This window comes from Cobetia sp. Dlab-2-AX, from assembly GCF_024124625.1.
Lineage (GTDB): Bacteria > Pseudomonadota > Gammaproteobacteria > Pseudomonadales > Halomonadaceae > Cobetia.
This window is the reverse complement of sequence record NZ_JAMXRV010000001.1, coordinates 536,849-555,417: the sequence shown is the minus strand read 5'-3', so window position 1 is coordinate 555,417 and position 18,569 is coordinate 536,849. Positions and strand designations below refer to the sequence as shown.

Here is an 18,569-nt window from a genome sequence, read left to right as displayed (position 1 = left end):
CTGCGCATCTTGTGCGTCGCATGAAAGCTACCCACTCTGGATGTCGCCTGTCTTCCGCAAGGTTCCACTAGATGAATCAACGGCTTGAGTGTATCCGAGCCATTCACCGTTGGCATATAGCTGGCAGCCCCCAGACGGTGTCCATTGGTACAAGACGCCAGAGGGTGGTTTTCGACCAGGGTGAGCGTCATTGCAAGATGCAAGGTTCAGATGGGTAGCTCACGGAGCGCGAATCTGACCAGTGAGGCATTGGCACAGGGGCAGGGCAGGTCATTGCAGAACAGAAGAGGACAGGAAAGCATGATGGGGCCTGTGAGGCGCGGTATCACAAATCAAAAGGGCCCGGCACTGACTTCCAGTACCGGGCCCATGGCTCTCTAACCTGCCTCTCAAACATGACTTTCAAACATGACTTTCAAACATGATTCTCAGGCAGACGCTTGCGCGTGATGCTTGTGCGTGGGAAGACGTTAGAGGCGCGGCTCGTCACGGCTGATGTAATCACCTTCCAGCGGCTCGCCGGTCTGCTGGCTGCTGCCTTGCTGTCCAGCGTGGTTGCTGCTTGTGTGCTGCTGATCGCCACCGCTGCGTGAGGCGCTGTCAGCACGGGCATCGGCTTCCCAGTCACCCGTGCGGGTGCTGCGCGAGCTCCCCGCAGCCGAGAAGCGTCCTCTGAAGAAGCGCGCGATCGCGCCATTGCCGCTCAGACCGCGCGTCAACAGTCCCCGTGAGGCGGGGAGCAGGCACAGCAGGCCGAAGGCGTCAGACAGAAAGCCCGGCGCCATCAACAGGGCGCCGCCGAAGATGAGCGCCGCGCCTTCCATCAGCTCGCCGGAAGGCATCTCGCCGCGTTGCAGGCGTTCCTGGGCGCGCATCAGTGTCGCGCGACCTTCGCGGCGAATCAGATGCAGGCCGATGGCGCCGGTGATCAGCACCAGCGCCAGGGTCGGCAGCAGGCCGATCTGACTGCCGAGGCTGAACAACACCACGAAATCCAATAACCCGAACAGGGTAATCACTAACAGTATGGGCATCGTTTCTCCCGAAGCAGGTAAATGGCAGGTTGCGCCAATGCGTCAAGGGTAAACCAGCCGCCGGACGGGGAACAGTCGAATCGGGCCCTTTGAACGGCCTATGATCCGCTGGTGAGCGGTTGATGGTCGGTGGCGTGGATGGCTGGCGCTGCAGGGGTAGCGGTGCCATGCTGAACGATGTTGCATGTTGCAGTGCACAATAGAAGGGGCTGGATCGGGAGCGCCGGACAGGCAGAGCCCACGGCGGCCGCAGGGGGCGGGCCCAGGCTCACTCATCAGCATTCCCTGCTTTAACGCACGCTGTCGATGGCGTGCGTTGACGCTGTCATTGCGTAGCGTTGGCGGATCTCGCCTGCGTTGAGGCAGGACACGCCGCGATCTGTTGCACTGCATCATGAAAATTTACCGCGAACTGGCAGCGGGCGTCACCCAGAGGCATTCTCTGTCACGATGACGCTGAACACTGAAGGGCGCGGTGGGGACACTCGACACATAGATAGTGACGCCCGTACGGCATGCGGGCCTCGCATCCGGTAGCAGTTACTGACTGCCGGCAGACAACCTGGGAGACGGGACATGAAACTTGACGACAAGGTCATCGCGATTACGGGCGGCGCTCGAGGGCTGGGGTTGGCCATGGCGCGCTATCTGGGCGAGAAGGGAGCGGTGCTGGCGCTGCTGGACATCGAACAGGACGGCCTGGATGACGCCGTCGCGAGTCTGGAAGCTGCAGGCATCAAGGCGCAGGGCTTCGTGACCAATGTCGCGGAAGAAGACTCCGTCACCGCGGCCTTCTCGGCCATCAAGGGCGCATTGGGGCCGGTGAGCGGTCTGGTCAACAATGCCGGCATCACCCGTGACGGCCTGCTGATCAAGGCACGCGATGGCGTGGTGGAAAAGACCATGTCGCTGTCCAGCTGGCAGCAGGTCATCGATGTCAATCTGACCGGTGTCTTCCTGTGCACCCGTGAAGCGGCCAGTCAGATGATCGAAGCCGGCCAGCCGGGCGTGATCGTCAATATCTCCAGCATCTCGCGCGCCGGCAACATGGGGCAGAGCAACTACACCGCCGCCAAGTCCGGTGTCGCGGCGCTGAGCGTGACCTGGGCCAAGGAGCTGGCACGCTACAGGATTCGCGTCGGTGCCGTGGCACCGGGCTTCATCGCCACCGAGATGACTGCCGGCATGAAGCCGGAGATGCTCGACAAGATCAAGAGTGGCATTCCGCTGCGCGATCTCGGGCGTCCGGAAGATATCGCCAGCAGCGTGGCCTTCATCTTCGACAATGACTACTTCACCGGGCGAGTGATCGAATGTGATGGTGGTCTGCGCATCTGACCCCATGGCTTGTGTCAGCCGATGAGACTGAAGCCCCCGCGATGACAGCATCGTGGGGGCTTTCTCTTGCGGCGAATGCATCCAACGCAGGTTGCTGCGCGTAGAGGTCAGTATTGCCGTTCATTGTCATAAGGAGACACGTCATGCAACGACGCCAATTCATGGGGCTGGTGCTGGGGGCGGGAGCGATGCTGGCCCTGCCCAGGCTGTCTGCCGCACGTCCGCAGCTGGAACTCGAGCGTGGCGCGGACATCACGCCGCTGACCCTGGAGGAAGATGAATGGCGTGCCCGCCTGAGCCCGGAGCAGTATCGCGTACTGCGCGAGGAGGGCACCGAGCGTGCGGGCTCCAGCGAGCTCAACAGGGAGCATCGCGAGGGCGAGTATCGCTGTGCCGGTTGTGATCTGGCGCTGTTCTCTTCTGCCACCAAGTTCGAGTCCGGCACCGGCTGGCCCAGCTTCTTCGATCATATCGAAGGCCGCCTGCTGACCAAGATCGACTACGGACTCATCTGGCCGCGCACCGAATATCACTGTGCGCGCTGTGGCGGGCACCAGGGGCATGTCTTCGAGGATGGTCCCGAACCCACCGGCCTGCGCTGGTGCAACAACGGTGTCGCGCTGCGCTTCGTGCCCGCGTGAGGCGCTTGGGAGGCATCCCGATTGGCGCAGTGAGTGGCTAAAGCAATCTTGCCGCTTTGTGGTAACGTGACGACATCGTGATACAGACGGCCCGGTCAACTCCACGACCGGGCCGTCTGTATATTGCCGCATGAATTCTGCTGTAAGGGACTGACGTTTCATGGACGCTACTGCAACTGACGCTACCACCTCCCGTCCTGCACCGACGCTGTCGCCCGCTGCCACCACTCGCCGCATTCAACAGGCGCTGGCCGGTGAGCTTGGGGTGCGCGAAGAACAGATCACTGCCACCGTCGAGCTGCTGGATGGCGGCGCGACCGTGCCGTTCATCTCGCGCTACCGCAAGGAAGCCACCGGCGGGCTTGATGACACCCAGATGCGTCAGCTCGAAGAGCGCCTGCGCTATCTGCGTGAGCTGGAGGAGCGGCGTCAGGTCGTGCTCGAGTCGATCGCCGAGCAGAACAAGCTGAGCGCCACGCTTGAGCGCGATGTGCTGGCCGCCGACAGCAAGCAGCGTCTGGAAGATCTCTACCTGCCGTATCGCAAGAAGCGCCGTACCAAGGCCCAGATCGCCCGTGAAGCGGGGCTTGAGCCTCTGGCCGATGCGCTGCTCAATGACCCGACGCTGGAGCCGGAGGCTCAGGCGGCCGGCTTCGTCGCTGCCGACAAGGACGTGGCGGATACCAAGGCGGCGCTGGATGGCGCCAAGCAGATTCTGATGGAGCGCTTCGCGGAGGACGCCGCCCTGGTCGGTCGCCTGCGTCAACGTCTATGGGATGATGGCATCCTCAGCGCGCGCGTCATGAAGGGCAAGGAGCAGGAGGGCGCCAAGTTCTCCGATTACTTCGAACATGACGAGCCGCTGCACAAGGCACCCTCGCACCGTGCGCTGGCCATGCTGCGTGGTCGCAACGAAGGCGTGCTGAGCCTCGCGCTCAAGCTGGAAGGCGAGGACGACCTGCCGCGTCACCCGATGGAAGGCGCCATCGCGGCGCATTTCTCCCTCGAGGATCAGGGGCGCGCCGCGGACCGCTGGTTGAAGGAAGTGGTGCGCTGGACCTGGCGCGTCAAGCTCTACACCCATCTGGAAAGCGAACTGATCGGGCGCCTGCGCGAGCGCGCCGAGCAGGAGGCCATCCAGGTCTTCGCCGACAACCTGAAGGACCTGCTGCTGGCAGCGCCGGCGGGCCCCAAGGCCACACTGGGGCTGGACCCGGGGCTACGCACCGGCGTCAAGGTCGCGGTAGTGGATGCCACCGGCAAGTATGTCGATCAGGCCACCCTCTATCCGCATGCACCGCACAATCGCTGGGACGCCTCGGTGGCCGAGCTGGTCAAGCTGATCGAACGGCATGATGTCGAGCTGATCGCCATCGGCAATGGCACCGCCTCACGCGAGACTGACAAGCTGGCCGCCGACGTGCTGACGCGCCTGTCCGGCCGTCGTCTGCAGAAAGTGATGGTCAACGAGGCCGGCGCGTCCATCTACTCGGCCTCGGAATATGCGGCGCGCGAATTTCCGGATCTGGACGTGACCATCCGCGGCGCGGTCTCCATCGCCCGCCGCCTGCAGGACCCGCTGGGCGAGCTGGTCAAGATCGAGCCCAAGTCCATCGGCGTGGGCCAGTACCAGCACGATGTCAGTCAGGTGCAGTTGGGGCGCAGCCTGGAGGCCGTCGTCGAGGATTGCGTCAACGGTGTCGGCGTCGATCTCAACATGGCCTCCAGCGCGCTGCTGTCGCGTGTCGCGGGTCTCAACACCACGCTTGCCGAGAATATCGTCGCGCACCGGGACGCCAATGGCCGTTTCGCCTCGCGCCAGGAATTGCTCAAGGTCAGCCGGCTGGGCCCGCGCACCTTCGAGCAGTGTGCCGGCTTCCTGCGCATCGCCTCTGGCAAGAACCCACTGGATGCCAGCGCCGTCCACCCGGAGGCCTATCCGCTGGTCGAGCGCATCGCCAAGGCGCACGGGCGTGATCTGCCGAGTCTGCTGGGTGACAGCGCCTTCCTGCGCACCGTGAAGCCGACGGAATTCACCGATGAGCACTTCGGCCTGCCGACGGTGACCGATATCCTGCGCGAACTGGACAAGCCGGGACGCGACCCGCGTCCCGAATTCCGCTTCGCCGAGTTCAAGGAAGGCGTCGAGACCCTCAAGGATCTCGAGCCGGGCATGAAGCTTGAGGGCGTCGTCACCAACGTGACTCACTTCGGAGCCTTCGTGGATATCGGCGTGCATCAGGACGGCCTGGTACACATTTCTGCCCTGTCGCAAAAGTATGTTGCCGACCCGCGGGAGGTGGTCAAGGCGGGCGACATCGTCAGCGTCAAGGTGATGGAGGTCGACATCCCGCGCGCGCGCATCGCGTTGAGCATGCGTATGAGCGATACTCCCGCCGAGAAAGGCGCGGCCGGCGAGGCGCGACGCGGCGCAGAGGGCGGTCGCGGTGGGCGCTCGCAAGGCGGCGGAGGCCGTCAGGAGCGCGGCGGTCGCGGCAGCAATTCTGGCGCGAGCGGCGGCGCGGCACCGGCCAACAATGCGATGGCGGCAGCACTGCTCAATGCGCGCAAGTCAAAATCATAAGCCTTGAAAGCATTTTTTACGCGCCCATAATGTGGGCATACTGACCTGACGCGAACGGTACCTGCCGTTCGCGTCTTGCATGGCATCCGGTGCAGCACGCGGGCCATGGTCATCCAATTCGACCGGAGAGGCTGGGCTTCTCCCCATGCGAAAGGGTTCATACCTTGTCCGAGCAACTCGCGTCCGCCATCGCGCGACTCACGCCCCAGGCCCGTCAGGGTCTCTTCGGGCGCCTGCGCCGTGGTATCGAGAAGGAAGGCCTGCGGGTTACCGCTGGCGGTGACATCAGTCAGACGCCGCATCCGCGTTCTCTGGGGTCGAAGCTGACCCATCCGTACATCACCACGGACTATTCCGAGTCTCTGCTCGAGTACATCACCCCGGTGTTCACTCGTCCCAAGGAGTCGCTGGAGTTTCTGGCTGACCTGCATCGTTTCAGCTATCGCAACCTGGGCGATGAGCTGATCTGGCCGGCCAGCATGCCGCCGCGTCTGCACGGCAATGACAGCGTGCCGATCGCCGATTACGGCACCTCCAACAGCGGCACCATGAAGCATATCTACCGCAAGGGGCTGGACGTCCGTTACGGGCGCATCATGCAGTCGATTGCCGGTATCCATTACAACTTCTCGCTGCCGGATGACTTCTGGAGCCTGCTGCAGGGGCTGGAAGGGGCAGAGGCGGAAGATGCGCGTGATTTCCGCTCGCGTCGCTATTTCGAGTTGATCCGCAACTTCCGCCGCCATAGCTGGATCCTGCTCTATCTGTTCGGCGCCTCGCCGGGGATCGACGAGAGCTTCCTCGATGGCGGCAATGATGATCGCCTCAAGCGTCAGGCGGACCGCAGCCTGGTCTCGGCCTACGCCACCAGTCTGCGCATGTCGGACCTGGGCTATCAGAACAAGGTGCAGGCGCAGCTCAAGATCTGTTTCAACTCGCTGGACAACTTCGTCGGCACCCTGCGTCACGCCATCGTCACGCCGTGGAAGGACTACGAGAAGCTGGGCGTCAAGCAGGCCGACGGCAGCTGGTCGCAGCTCTCCAGCAACATCCTGCAGATCGAGAACGAGTACTACTCCGACATCCGTCCCAAGCGTGTCACCCGGCAGAACGAGACGCCCAGTCAGGCACTGGAAGGGCGCGGTGTCGAATACATCGAAGTGCGCTGTCTGGATCTCAACCCCTTCCTGCCGGTCGGGATCGACGAGACGCAGATCCGCTTCCTCGATACCTTCCTGATCTGGTGTCTGCTGACCGAGAGTCCGTGGATCGATGACGAGGAGTGCGCGACGCTCGACGACAGCAAGCGTCGCGTGGTCGAGGCAGGGCGTGACCCGGCGCTGACCCTGAGCGTCAATGGTGAAGAGCGACGCCTGCGCGATCTGGCAGCCAACATCATGGATGAGCTGGGAGAAGTCGCGGGCCTGCTCGACAGTGGCGACAAGACTGGCAGCGCGCACCGTGATGCGCTGGCGGCACTCGCACCGCGCTTCGATGATGCGCAGACCACACCGTCTGGCCGTCTGCTGACCAGCATGCTCGACAACGGCAGCAACTTCGTCGACGAAGTGCTGGCGCTGGCCAAGGGCCAGGCCGAGCAGTTCAAGTCAGAACCGACGGAGCGTGCGCGCGGCTATCTGCTCGATCAGCTGGTCGAGACCTCGCTGCAGCAGCAGGGCGATATCGAGAAGGGGGATCATCAGGATTTCGACACCTTCATGGCCGAGTACTTCGCGTCCGCCCATGCTACGCAACCGGCGTGATCTCGTGACGCAACGCCAATTCATGTTCAGGTCATCGCGACACGGCATGATAGGTATCAGTCGCTGATAGTGACGGATTCGGCTATCGCTTCATCATCGGCGCCTCAGGCTTGAGGCGCCGATGATGTATGTGGCTGCAGCCAGACTGAGCGCGGCTGCGGGGCACGACGCGGTGCAAGCCTCCATGCAGTCGCAGGGCCTTGATGGCCTTGCGGCTGCGTCATTTCTCACCCATGACTCCACTGGAGTTCCACCGGCAAGGACGGCAAATGACACAAGCGGACAAACAATCTGGGCAGCAGCCGGTAGCGCGCAAGGGAGGGCTTGCCAGCCTGGCGAGCTGGAGTGGGCGTCAATGGTGTCTGTTGGGAGCGCTGGGATGCGCCTTTCTGCTGGGCGTGGCCTTCGTGCTGCAGTTCGCCTTCGATCTGGCGCCGTGTTCACTGTGCATCTTCCAGCGCGTGGCGGTGGCTGTGGCCGGCGTCTTCTTCCTGCTGGGGGCCTTGCATGGCCCCGGACGCATCGGCACGCGCATCTATGCGCTGGGCGCACTGGCCGGCAGCCTCGGTGCGGTCGTGCTGGCGGGGCGCCATGTCTGGCTGCAGTCTCTGCCGCCAGATCAGGTGCCGGCCTGTGGCCCGGGCCTCAACTACATGCTGGAAGTGCTGCCGGTATGGGACGTGATCACCCAGGTGCTCAACGCCTCCGGTGAGTGCGCCCAGATCAGCGCACAGTGGCTGGGACTTTCGATTCCCCAGTGGTCGCTGATCGGTTTCTGTGGGCTGGCGCTGGTACCGCTGGCGATGTTGTGGAGCAGTTTCCGCCGTTGAAGCCATTGCCCCTGCCACCATGGTGGGGGGTTGGCAGCGCGCACGGCATGGAGGATAGTGGGTTGGCAGCGGGGCGAGCACCGGAGGTCAGCCCCTATCGTTCGGGTCATGCCAGAGGAGGCGCCCATGCTGGAGGAATGCACCACTGCGGCGGAACGCTTTCGTGGCGTTCATCAGTTGGTTGATCGCTGGCTGGACCAGCGACGCGAGATGCTGGTCTGCTTCATGGATCTGCACGAGGCCTGCGTCAATGACCTCGAGCAGCTCGAGATGACACGCGTCAATCGCTTCATCGAGCTGTTGATGGACTACATCTCGGCGGGGCATTTCGAGGTCTATCCCCAGCTCAAGGAAGAAGGTCGTGTCTTCGAGGACACCGCGGCACTGGCGGTCTGCGAGCAGCTGATGCAGCGCCTGGAGCCCTCCACCGAGCTGGTGCTGTCCTTCGATGAGGATTTCTCCAGCCCTACCCGCTGCCAGCACTATCGCGCACGACTGCCGGAATGGCTGGCTCGCCTGCAGCAGGGGCTGACCGAGCGTTTCGCGCTGGAGGATCAGCTGATCCAGCGTCTGCATGCGGTACACGAGCCAATTGCCCGGACGGCCACGTCGGGCCAATCGGTGTCCTGAGGCACCTTCCGTCAGGCAGCCATCAGCAGGCACCTATCAAAAAGCCCCGCCAGCGAATGCTGGCGGGGCTTTTTGATGCTCATCCCGAGGCGTGTCTCGAAAGAGGCTTACATCAGAGAGGAGGCTTCCGGACGCTCGATCTCGGTCAATTCGATCTCGCCGGTCAGCAGGTCACGCTCGAAGGCTTCCTTGTCGATGTTGAAGCCAAGGAATTCCTGGGCGAGATACATGTCCTTCTCGGCGTTGCCCAGGCAGCTGGTGCCACCCGGTGACGGCGTCATGTTGAAGACGATGCCGGTGCCTGGATTGATCTTGGCTTCGCCCATCACGAGCTTCTGCTTGCTCTTGTCGATCAACTGCGGGCGAACGCCACCGAAGCCCTTGGCGAAGCTGACGTCCTTGACGTCCAGGCTCGGCACGATCTTCTTGATGTCGCCGTGGAACAGACGCTCACGCAGCACCGGCACCTCGAACATGAAGTTCTTGAAGATGTAGTTGCGGATGTCACGCACCTTCATCAGGTCCCACAGGGCCTTGACGACGTTGCGGTCCATGCGCAGCACCTTGAGGAACTCCCAGAAGGTCTTGCCGTTGTAGCGCTCCAGCAGCGGCAGCATCAGGGCGGTCGGGCCGAAGCGGGTCTTGCCTTCCACCAGCACGTCCGGGTCGCCGTGGACGGCGGCGAACGGCAGGTTCTCGTTCTGGATGGTGTAGACCTTGCCGTTGAGCACCTTCGGAGTGAAGTAGAAGGAGCCGGCCATCGGCAGGCAGGACTTGTCCAGGCCGTAACCCATCTTGTGGGCGAACAGCAGGGAGTGACCGCCGGCGCTGACCACGACATAGCGTGCGCTGAGCTCGCCCTTGTCGGTCTTGACCTTGTAGACGTCGCCTTCCTTGCGGATGTCTTCCACGGCGGTCGAGAGGCGAACGTCGAAGTTCATGCCTTTCTCGGCCGCTGCCTTCTCGCCTTCGCTGACGAAGGCTTCCGACAGGGTGGTGTAGTTGACGGCGGTATATTCGTCGGTGGAACCCAGCGCGACGATTTCCTCGTCAGGACGACGACCTTCCACCACCTTTGGCTCCAGCTCGGCGATGTCATCACGCTCGAGCAGCTTCAGATTGGGGAACAGCTGCTTGAAGGTGTCGAAACGCTTGCGCAGGAACTGGCATTCCTTGGCACCGACCGCCAGTACCATCTTCGGATACTTGTAGACGATGTGATCGCGCTCACTCTCGCTGAGCTTGGTGGCGAAGTTGACCACCATGCCCGCGGTGCGCTTGGTCACACGCGCCTTCTCGACCGTGTAGTTGGTCTCGATGTCGCCGCAGTGAATGGTCTGGGAGTTGTTGCGACCGTGCGAGTTGACGATCGCGACGTGGTCGTACTTTTCCACCAGGCCGACCGACTTGAGGTCGGTGTAGCGGGCGAGTTCATAGAGAAGGGCGGTGCCGGACACGCCGCCACCCACAATCAGGACATCGTATGTCGTTGAGGACATGGCTGCTCACGCTCAAGGTTGGTGAGGGACATCCCCCGGACCCGACCGGGATTCCGGAGGCCGTCCTGCCGTGACGGGGCAAAAGTTGCCGCACCAGGCTCGACGGTTCGATGGACACACATTATAGACACATCTTGTGCGAAATGATTCAGCAAATAAGGTCGACTTTATGGTGAATGCTTGTAGCCACATAAAAACCTTATAGCTGAGGCTGCTCGACCTTATGGATCGATAAAACCATGTAAATCAGTTTCTTATCAGTCGCGCAGTGAAATGATTCGCCAATCGCGCGCGTCAGCGGCGGCACGCAGTTGCTCATCCGGGTCCACCGCGATGGCAGTATCGACACGCTCCAGCAGCGGTAGGTCATTGATGGAGTCGCTGTAGAAGGTGCTGCCATCCAGGGTGTGGTCACGTTCGGCGAGCCAGGCTTCGAGGCGGGTCACCTTGCCGGCCTGGAAGCTGGGGACGCCACTGACGCGCCCGGTGTAGCGGCCGCCGACGATCTCGGGCTCGATGGCGATCAGCTCATCGACGCCGAGGCGCTCAGCGATGGGAGCGGTGATGAAGCGATTGGTGGCAGTGATGATCAGCAGGGTGTCGCCGCGTGCCCGGTGACGTGCCAGCAGCTCTTCCGCCCGCGGCAGGATGATGGGCTCGATCTTGGCGGCCATGAACTGCTGGTGCCAGGCCGCCAGCTGCTCAGGACTGTTCTCGGACAACGGCTTGAGTGAGAAGGCCAGGTATTCGTGAATGTCCAGCTCGCCACTCTGGTAGAGCTGGTAGTAGCGCTCGTTGGCTTCACGATAGACGTTGGCGTCGACAGCGCCCTGTTCGACCAGAAATTCGCCCCAGGCGTGATCACTGTCCCCGGCGATCAGGGTATTGTCGAGATCAAAGATGGCCAGACTCACGGAAAACTCCTTGCTCTGCCCAGCCACACTCGGCTGGGCGACAGACACGGACAACAGAGCACGATAGGGTGCCGGCCCAGTGTTTGCGCGGGTGTACGGTGGCCGACGAGCAGTCTCGTTCGGCCGTGTTGCACTGCAATAGCGTGAAGGCAGCGATTATTGCAGAGGTGCTCGGGCTTTCACACCGCCAAACCGCGTATTGAAGCGCTTTCAGCCTTTGTGGAAGAATGGTTTCAATTAACGAATCAAAGGTGACATCCGTGATCGACGCTGACGGCTTTCGCCCCAACGTTGGCATCATCATTGCCAACTGTGAGGGCCAGCTGCTCTGGGCGCGCCGGGTAGGACAGAATGCGTGGCAGTTTCCGCAAGGGGGCATCAAGCCAAACGAGACACCGCAACAGGCGCTGTTTCGTGAACTCGAAGAAGAGATCGGCCTGAAAGCTGAGGACGTCGAGATACTGGCCTGCACCCGTGGATGGCTGCGCTACCGGTTACCCAGACGCATGGTAAGAACGCACTCCCGACCGATCTGCATCGGTCAGAAGCAGAAGTGGTTCCTGTTGCAGATTCGCTGTCAGGACAACCGCGTAAGCGTGGATACCACACCCAAGCCGGAATTCGATGGCTGGCGTTGGGTAAGCTACTGGTATCCACTGGGGCAGGTCGTGGCCTTCAAGCGCGAGGTCTATCGGCGGGCGCTGCGTGAACTGGCGCCGCGGCTGCAGCGTCTGGTGGACACCGAGCGACTCAAGACGCTCGCCGAGGGGACCTCGCTGCATGAGGCGCGAGGTGCCTGCGGGACGCCTGGTGCCAGTGGCTCACCGGTCGGCACTGCCAATGCGGCGGCCAAGGGGCTCGATGGTACAGGTGCCACTGACCCCGAGGCCGGTGGCGCCAGCTCTGAAGGGCACGGGCGTCATTCGTCCGACTGATGGCGTTGATGGGCGCGGGTGGCTGAGCCTGATTCACGCCACCCGTGTCCAGCAATCACTTTCTTCGACGTCTCCGATGCGCGAGAGACACCATGCTTGAGGTACTCCATGCTTGAGGTGCTACGTCGTATCGTTCAGGAGGTCAATGGCGCACGTTCCCTGGACGCGGCACTGGCGACCATGGTGTTGCGCATACGCAAGGCCATGAAGACGGACGTCTGCTCCGTCTATCTGCTGGCACCGGAAAGCGATCGCTTCGTGCTCAAGGATACCATCGGTCTGCGCTCGTCGTCGGTGGGGCAGGTCAGTCTGGCACGTGGCGAGGGCCTGGTCGGGATGGTGGCGCTCAGAGAAGAGCCGCTCAATCTCGAGGATGCGCCCGCACACCCCCATTTCCGTTATTTCGAGGAGACCGGAGAGGAGCGTTTCTCCAGCTTCCTTGGAGTCCCCATCATTCATCAGCGTCGTGTGCTCGGGGTGCTGGTCATCCAGCAACACGAGAAGCGCCGCTTCGATGAAGGTGAGGAAGCCTTCCTTGTCACCCTCGGCGCGCAGCTGGCGGGAGTGCTGGCCCACGCGCTGGCCACCGGGGCGCTGGGCAAGCTGGCCGGCACCAGTGGCCAGGCGACCTTCTCCGGCGTGGCCGGCTCGCCCGGCATCGCCATCGGCAAGGCCTTCGTGCTGTCTCCGCCCGCCGACCTTGACGCTGTCCCCGACCTGATCCCCACCGATATCGAATTCGAGATCGCACGCCTCAAGGAGGCGATCAACGCCGTGCGCGAAGAGATTCGCGTCGCGGCGGAGCGTCTCGCCAGTCGTATCTCCACCCAGGAACATGCGCTGTTCGAGGTCTATCAGCAGATGCTGGGCGACGCGGCGCTGGGGCAGGAGGTCGAGAAGCGCATCCGTGAAGGACAGTGGGCGCCGGCGGCGCTGGCCGATATCGTGCGCCGCCATGTGCAGTATCTCGAGCGTGTCGATGACGACTACCTGCGCGAAAGAGCGGCCGACATACGGGATCTCGGGCGCCGCGTGTTGTCACACCTGCAGGAAGAGGGTGACAGCGGTCCGATCGAATACCCGGAAAACACCATCCTCATCGGCCACGAGATCAGTCCAGCGACCTTGGGAGAGGTGCCGCGTGAGCGCCTCAAGGGATTGGTCGCGGTCAGTGGCTCGAGCACCTCGCATGTCGCCATCCTGGCGCGTGCGATGGGGATTCCCACCGTGCTGGGCATGGTGGATCTTCCGTTGTCGCGACTGGGCGGTGCACCGGTCATTCTCGATGGTCACCGTGGTCGACTGGTAGTGCGTCCCGAGCTTGAGCTCGGCGCCTACTATTCACGGTTGATCGAGGAGGAGCAGGCGTTGAGTGCTCTGCTGGAGCAGGAGCAGGATCTGCCAAGCGTGACCCCGGATGGTCATGTTCTGCCGCTGATGGTGAATACCGGCCTGGCGCTGGATTCCGTCGCGTCGCTCAAGTCGCGGGTCGGCGGGGTCGGGCTCTACCGCACCGAAGTGCCGTTCATGATGAGTGACCGCTTCCCCAGCGAGCAGGAGCAGGCGCGTCTGTATCGTGAGCAGCTTACGGGCTTCGCGCCGCTGCCGGTCATCATGCGCACGCTGGATATCGGCGGCGACAAGGACCTGCCCTATTTCCCGATCAACGAGGCCAATCCCTTCTTGGGCTGGCGGGGCATCCGGGTGACACTCGATCATCCCGAGGTGCTGATGGTGCAGCTGCGTGCCATGCTACGTGCCGCGGAAGGGCTAGACAATCTGCGCATCATGCTGCCGATGATCTCGGGAATAGAGGAAGTCGATGCGGCGCTGGCGCTGGTCAATCGGGCGCTGGTCGAGCTGGCCGAAGAGGGCATCAACGTCTCGCGACCGAGTCTCGGCGTGATGATCGAGGTGCCGGCGGCGCTCTACCAGCTGGAAGCGCTCGCCACTCGGGTCGACTTCTTCTCCGTGGGCTCCAACGATCTCACCCAGTATCTGCTGGCGGTGGATCGCAACAACCCGCGCGTGGCGAGTCTCTACGATGCCTGCCATCCGGCGGTGTTGCGCGCCCTGGCGCGCCTGGCGGAAGAGTCGCGTGCGCTCAAGATGCCGGTGAGCGTCTGCGGTGAGCTGGCGGGCGACCCCGCCGGGGCCTTGCTGCTGCTGGGCATGGGCTTTGACAGCCTGTCGATGAATGCCCCGAGTCTGCCGCGCGTGCGTGCGGCCATTCGGCGGGTGTCACTGGGTGCGGCGCAGGGACTGGTGGACGAGGTGCTGTGTCAGCCCACCGCCGATGAGGTTCATGACCTGTTGCTCCACCGCCTGCAGGCCTGGGATCTGGCCCATCTGTTGCCGCCGCGCGACAACGCGCCCGTGGCGCAGAAAGCCGGCGAGACGACTAACTGAGCCGCCAGCTGCCGATGTCTCCTTTCTCGCCGCTTCCCGGGGCGATCGAACATGTCATGGCCCTGCGGCTGGCGATGGTATGGCCCTCAGGGCTGAAACGTCGCTCCAGCAGGGTCAGGGTCTGCACCACACCAGATGGATCAGTCGTGTCCCTTGCCGGGTGGCGTTGCCAGCGCACCAGGGTCGAGGCCCGCGTGCCATATTCGGCGCTGACGATGAACGGGCTGGACAGCAGGGCTTCGCGTTCGGGCGTGAGCCCGGTGGCCGGCAGCTGAGTCGGCGCGGGCCGCCAGTCATCCTTGAGCAGGTCGAGCAGCGAGTCGTCGCTCAATGCTCGTGCGGTTGTCTGACCAGCACGGGCTGACGGGGCGAGGAGGGCTGCCAGGCGGCCACTCAAGCGTCGTTGCTTGGGCCAGTCGCTCTCGGGATGGCCATTGCTCAGGCTGTGGATGCCCGCGCCGAGGCGGCTCACCTCGGCCCCTTTTGGGCCATGATGCAGGCGCCACAACGCCTTGCCATCGCAGACCAGCAGGTTGCACCAGTCCACGGCCTCAAGCGTCAGCGCAGACAGCTTCTGTGCGTCCGCTCCCTCCAGTGCCGCAGGCACGCTCTCTCCCGCGACCAGGGCGCGCAACCAGTCCTCAAGGCCCCAGCGTGAGCATCGGCCCAGCGCCTGACGCGCCGCTGCCGCGACCAGCTGGCCACGGCTGATGCTGGCCGTCGGGGCAGGGTGGTCCAGCTGTCGCACATTGGTCAGCGTGGCGAGGCTGCCGGCGGGGTGCATGACCAGCCAGCCGCCGCCGGCCACCAGGTCGCGTCCGCCGCACAACAGGCCATCCGGCCACACGCCGAGCCCGATGGTGGCGCGTGCGTGAAACTCATCCCGGTTGCCGATCAGTAGCAGGCATTCGCCCTGCGGCGAGTCCGGTTGCCAGTCAAATGCCATCAGGCACATATCGCCACTCCATCAGGGGGTCGGGAGAAAATAGCGCCTCTGTCACGCTGGCACTGCATGACGCCTGACGGCGGCTTGCGTATGCTGCTGCTTTGTCTCGACAGCTTGCGCTGGCAAGCGGTCGGGCTTGCCGACGCCTCACCTACAGGATGCTTTCAGATCATGTTCTCGCGCCGTGCTTCCTCTGTCGAGCCACCGCCCGCGGCGGCAGCTTCGAATGCCCAGAATTCCGCCAGTAGCCTGGAGAAGGTCTGGGCGCGCATGATTCGGCTGACGGCTGGCCCGCTGCTGCTGGCGGAGCTGGCGGTGGCGTTGTGCTTTCTGGTCGGGGCCGCCGTGGTCTGGGACAGCACGCAGCATGCCGCCGTCGATAGCGCGCTGGGGGAACTCAGGCAGGAGCATGCGTTGGCCACGGCGCTGGTCAGCGAGCGCCTGGAAACCCAGCAGCGTCGCCTGCAGATTCTGGCGCGCTACGCACGGCGCCATCTCGATTTCGGCGCCAACGGGAGCAGCGCCTATGACGATGGCCTGGACCAGTTCTCGCTCACCGAGCAGGGCCAGTTGTTCAGGCCGGTATCGCGCGGGGGAGCCGCACTTTATGGTGAATTCGAAGGACCGTTGAGCGATGAGGATCGTGACGTCGGGCGGCGACTGATGCATATGCAGTGGCTGCTATCGGACCTCTACTCGTCGGACCCCCTGATCTCACGCCTGTTCGTGAGTCTCGATAACAGCATGGTCATGCTCTATCCCTGGTTCAACGTGCTGGACGCCTTCGCGCCGGGCAGTGATTTCATGCCCTACACCGGGGTGCTGCCGGACACCGTGCGTCAGCTTGCCGAAAATGCCGACAATGGTGCGGCGCGCGTGGTCTGGCTGCCGCCGCACCCCGGGCCTGCCGGTCTGCCGCAGATCACGGCGTTGGCAGAGGTCTCGCTCGGCAATGGCCAGAAGGCGCGTGTCGGGTTGGATCTCGCGCTGCCCCAGATGGAGGCGCGCCTGCTGCTGCCGGGGCATGCCCACTCGGATGCCTTCTGGCTGGTCGATGACCACCTGAACGTCTGGGCGGCCAGCAGCAATGTCGGCGACGGCCATTCACGGGAGCTGCCTGCGGATATCGCCCGCGCGATGGATACCAGCCTGCGCGGTGCCACGCTGGATGACCCGCACGGCGCCCAAGTGGTGGTGTGGGACAGCTTGCCGGTCACGGGTTGGCGCCTGGTGTCCAGCACGCGACTCGAGGTGCCCGGACAAGTGCCGCTGCTGACCCTGTTGCTGGGCAGTGGTGGCGCGCTGCTGCTGGTGTTCGCTGTCGTCATGCTCATCTTGCAATGGCGGCTCAGGCGTATGGACCAGCGCCTGGGGCAGCCATTGGAGTGGCTGGCGCGCCAGAGCGAGCGTCTTGAAAACGGAGAGGTGATGGAGGAGTACCCGCCGGTGGGGCGGCAGAGCTATCCGGCGGATGACATCCTGCGTCGCCATCGTGGAGCCGTGGCCTTGCTGCGTCGTGGTCGCGGCCATGAGCTGGATGCCTTGCCGCTGCCGGCCTTTGTGATGCGCCATGGGCTGTTGGCGATGGCCAACCCGGCCTTCGAGAAGCTGTTCGGGCTGGTATTGCATGAGTCGCTGGGGCGGTCGGTGGGCAGCTTGCTGATGCTGGAGCCCAACCCCAGCGTGCCCAGCAGTCGTGAACTCCGGGTGCATGACGCCGAGGGGCGCATGCGGCGCATGCGCCTGGAGCTGTGTCGCTTCAACAATGACCCGGCCCAGGTGCTCGGGGTGCTGATCGACGAGTCCGAACATGATCAGGCCAGTCAGCAGTTGCTGGTCGCGCGTGACCGTGCACGGGAAGAGGCTCGCCTGAAGAGCGATTATCTGGACATGCTGCACGCCGAGCTGACGCCGCCGTTGCAAGGCCTGGTGCGCAAGCTTGGTCAGCTCAGGCGCGAGCGTCATATCGAGGATGCCGAGCTCAGCCTGCTGCAGGGCCGCCTCGACAGCGTGGCGCAACTGCTGGATGCCCTGACCGAGCGTGAGGAAGTGGTACGGGCACCGCTGGAAGAGAATGACTTCTCGCCGACCGAGACGCTGGGGGCGCTGCTCGAGGATATGCAGCAGCGCCATCATGACGTCGGCTACCCCTTCGAGTGGCAGCTGGGGCCGATGCCGGAGGCATTGCGCGGTGATGTGCGTCGGCTTGCACAGCTGTTCGAGCATCTTGCGGAAGGCTGTGTGCGCCACGAAAGCGCCAGTCATCAATCTCTGCGGCTTGAGCTGCAGCAAGGCTGTGAGCTGCCGGCCTGTCGCGATGCAGCGTTCTCTGCCGAGGGGGCGGATGACGAGGGCGCTGGCTGTTGCTGCCTGCGACTCGAGCTGCGGGGGCATGTCGGGCTCGATATCGGTCATCAATCGCCCTCGAGCCTTGTCATGGCGCGGCGCTTGATCGATGAGCTGGGTGGTAGCTATCGCCAGATCAACCTGGACGACGAGCAGGCGCTGGAAATCCTGCTGCCGATGACATGGCCGGGTAAGCCGACCGAAACCCGCATTCTGGTAGTGGATGACGGGCCGGTGAATGCGATGCTGGCGCGCACGGTGCTCGGTCGTCAGGGGTTGTTGGTCGATACCGCCAGCAGCGGCGAAGAGGCACTGGCCGCACGTGGGCAACATTTCTACGCGCTGGTGTTCATGGATATCTTCATGCCCGGCATGGACGGCGTCAGTGTCAGTCAGCGCTGGCGCGAGCAGGAAGCCGCCGCCGGCAGCGGGCGGCGCAGTGTCATCATCGCGTTGACCGCCAATGCCAGTGAAGCTGATCGCGAACGCTTCTTCGCCGCCGGGCTGGATGATTATCTGGGCAAGCCCTACCGTCCCCAGGCGCTGATCGACAAGGTCAGCATGTGGCTGCCTGACGTGACACTGACGCCACGTGTGTCCGGCAGCGGCGAAGGTCCGCTATCAACAGACGGCTGACGGTCATGGCGCTGAGAGGCCCGGGCCACTCTCGGCAGACAGTCACCGCAATTCAGCATGAGAG

12 protein-coding genes and 1 pseudogene are annotated in these 18,569 nt (G+C 63.5%); 9 read left to right on the top strand and 4 right to left on the bottom strand.

What is annotated here, in order from left to right; all coding sequences use genetic code 11:
* Positions 1-470 precede the first annotated feature (470 nt).
* Complete coding sequence (locus NH396_RS02390) at positions 471-1,034, bottom strand: FxsA family protein (RefSeq protein WP_253061313.1); 564 nt, start codon at positions 1,032-1,034, stop codon at positions 471-473.
* Positions 1,035-1,610: 576 nt separating this feature from the next.
* Between NH396_RS02390 and NH396_RS02385 the strand changes: the two genes are divergently transcribed.
* The 6 genes from NH396_RS02385 (at position 1,611) to rsd (ending at position 8,820) form a co-directional block, all read left to right on the top strand.
* The gene (locus NH396_RS02385) at positions 1,611-2,372 is read left to right on the top strand and encodes an SDR family oxidoreductase (protein ID WP_253061311.1); all 762 of its coding nucleotides are present in this window, start codon (positions 1,611-1,613) and stop codon (positions 2,370-2,372) included.
* A 143-nt stretch (positions 2,373-2,515) separates the two neighbouring features.
* Positions 2,516-3,013, top strand: coding sequence for a peptide-methionine (R)-S-oxide reductase MsrB (gene msrB / locus NH396_RS02380; RefSeq protein ID WP_253061309.1), 498 nt, complete (start codon positions 2,516-2,518; stop codon positions 3,011-3,013).
* A 160-nt stretch (positions 3,014-3,173) separates the two neighbouring features.
* Entirely contained in the window at positions 3,174-5,597 is a 2,424-nt protein-coding gene (locus NH396_RS02375) for a Tex family protein (RefSeq protein WP_253061307.1), read from the top strand.
* Positions 5,598-5,761: 164 nt separating this feature from the next.
* The gene (gshA, locus tag NH396_RS02370) at positions 5,762-7,360 is read left to right on the top strand and encodes a glutamate--cysteine ligase (RefSeq protein WP_253061305.1); all 1,599 of its coding nucleotides are present in this window, start codon (positions 5,762-5,764) and stop codon (positions 7,358-7,360) included.
* 269 nt (positions 7,361-7,629) lie between these two features.
* Entirely contained in the window at positions 7,630-8,190 is a 561-nt protein-coding gene (locus tag NH396_RS02365; protein WP_176677683.1) for a disulfide bond formation protein B, read from the top strand.
* A 126-nt stretch (positions 8,191-8,316) separates the two neighbouring features.
* Positions 8,317-8,820 carry a sigma D regulator gene (gene rsd / locus NH396_RS02360; protein ID WP_253061303.1) on the top strand — a complete coding sequence of 168 codons (504 nt, stop codon included), beginning with the start codon at positions 8,317-8,319 and terminating at the stop codon, positions 8,818-8,820.
* A gap of 107 nt (positions 8,821-8,927) precedes the next feature.
* Here the strand turns inward: rsd and NH396_RS02355 are convergent, their stop codons facing one another.
* On the bottom strand, positions 8,928-10,319 hold the full coding sequence (locus NH396_RS02355; protein ID WP_175088486.1) for an FAD-dependent oxidoreductase: 1,392 nt from the start codon (positions 10,317-10,319) through the stop codon (positions 8,928-8,930).
* Between the two features lie 257 nt (positions 10,320-10,576).
* On the bottom strand, positions 10,577-11,233 hold the full coding sequence (locus NH396_RS02350; protein ID WP_253061301.1) for an HAD family hydrolase: 657 nt from the start codon (positions 11,231-11,233) through the stop codon (positions 10,577-10,579).
* A gap of 260 nt (positions 11,234-11,493) precedes the next feature.
* Here NH396_RS02350 and NH396_RS02345 point away from each other — a divergent pair.
* Together NH396_RS02345 and ptsP are read left to right on the top strand one after the other, a co-directional pair.
* Positions 11,494-11,967, top strand: a pseudogene (locus NH396_RS02345) (RNA pyrophosphohydrolase); the annotation flags it as partial.
* A 309-nt stretch (positions 11,968-12,276) separates the two neighbouring features.
* On the top strand, positions 12,277-14,577 hold the full coding sequence (gene ptsP, locus NH396_RS02340; RefSeq protein WP_253061299.1) for a phosphoenolpyruvate--protein phosphotransferase: 2,301 nt from the start codon (positions 12,277-12,279) through the stop codon (positions 14,575-14,577).
* On the opposite strand, the gene NH396_RS02335 is transcribed toward ptsP, so the two are convergent.
* Positions 14,570-15,523, bottom strand: coding sequence for an NRDE family protein (locus tag NH396_RS02335; RefSeq protein WP_253061297.1), 954 nt, complete (start codon positions 15,521-15,523; stop codon positions 14,570-14,572). The two genes, ptsP and NH396_RS02335, sit on opposite strands and share 8 nt — an antisense overlap.
* Positions 15,524-15,694: 171 nt before the next feature.
* Here NH396_RS02335 and NH396_RS02330 point away from each other — a divergent pair, with 171 nt between their 5' ends.
* On the top strand, positions 15,695-18,505 hold the full coding sequence (locus NH396_RS02330) for a response regulator (protein ID WP_253061295.1): 2,811 nt from the start codon (positions 15,695-15,697) through the stop codon (positions 18,503-18,505).
* The last annotated feature ends 64 nt before the right edge of the window (positions 18,506-18,569 follow it).

What these genes read in the sequence shown, in the direction of transcription:
- NH396_RS02390 (WP_253061313.1), bottom strand. Translation starts at nt 1,034, where the DNA reads ATGCCCATACTGTTAGTGATTACCCTGTTCGGGTTATTGGATTTCGTG.
- NH396_RS02385 (WP_253061311.1), top strand. Translation starts at nt 1,611, where the DNA reads ATGAAACTTGACGACAAGGTCATCGCGATTACGGGCGGCGCTCGAGGG.
- msrB (WP_253061309.1), top strand. Translation starts at nt 2,516, where the DNA reads ATGCAACGACGCCAATTCATGGGGCTGGTGCTGGGGGCGGGAGCGATG.
- NH396_RS02375 (WP_253061307.1), top strand. Translation starts at nt 3,174, where the DNA reads ATGGACGCTACTGCAACTGACGCTACCACCTCCCGTCCTGCACCGACG.
- NH396_RS02365 (WP_176677683.1), top strand. Translation starts at nt 7,630, where the DNA reads ATGACACAAGCGGACAAACAATCTGGGCAGCAGCCGGTAGCGCGCAAG.
- rsd (WP_253061303.1), top strand. Translation starts at nt 8,317, where the DNA reads ATGCTGGAGGAATGCACCACTGCGGCGGAACGCTTTCGTGGCGTTCAT.
- NH396_RS02355 (WP_175088486.1), bottom strand. Translation starts at nt 10,319, where the DNA reads ATGTCCTCAACGACATACGATGTCCTGATTGTGGGTGGCGGCGTGTCC.
- ptsP (WP_253061299.1), top strand. Translation starts at nt 12,277, where the DNA reads ATGCTTGAGGTGCTACGTCGTATCGTTCAGGAGGTCAATGGCGCACGT.
- NH396_RS02335 (WP_253061297.1), bottom strand. Translation starts at nt 15,523, where the DNA reads ATGGCATTTGACTGGCAACCGGACTCGCCGCAGGGCGAATGCCTGCTA.
- NH396_RS02330 (WP_253061295.1), top strand. Translation starts at nt 15,695, where the DNA reads ATGTTCTCGCGCCGTGCTTCCTCTGTCGAGCCACCGCCCGCGGCGGCA.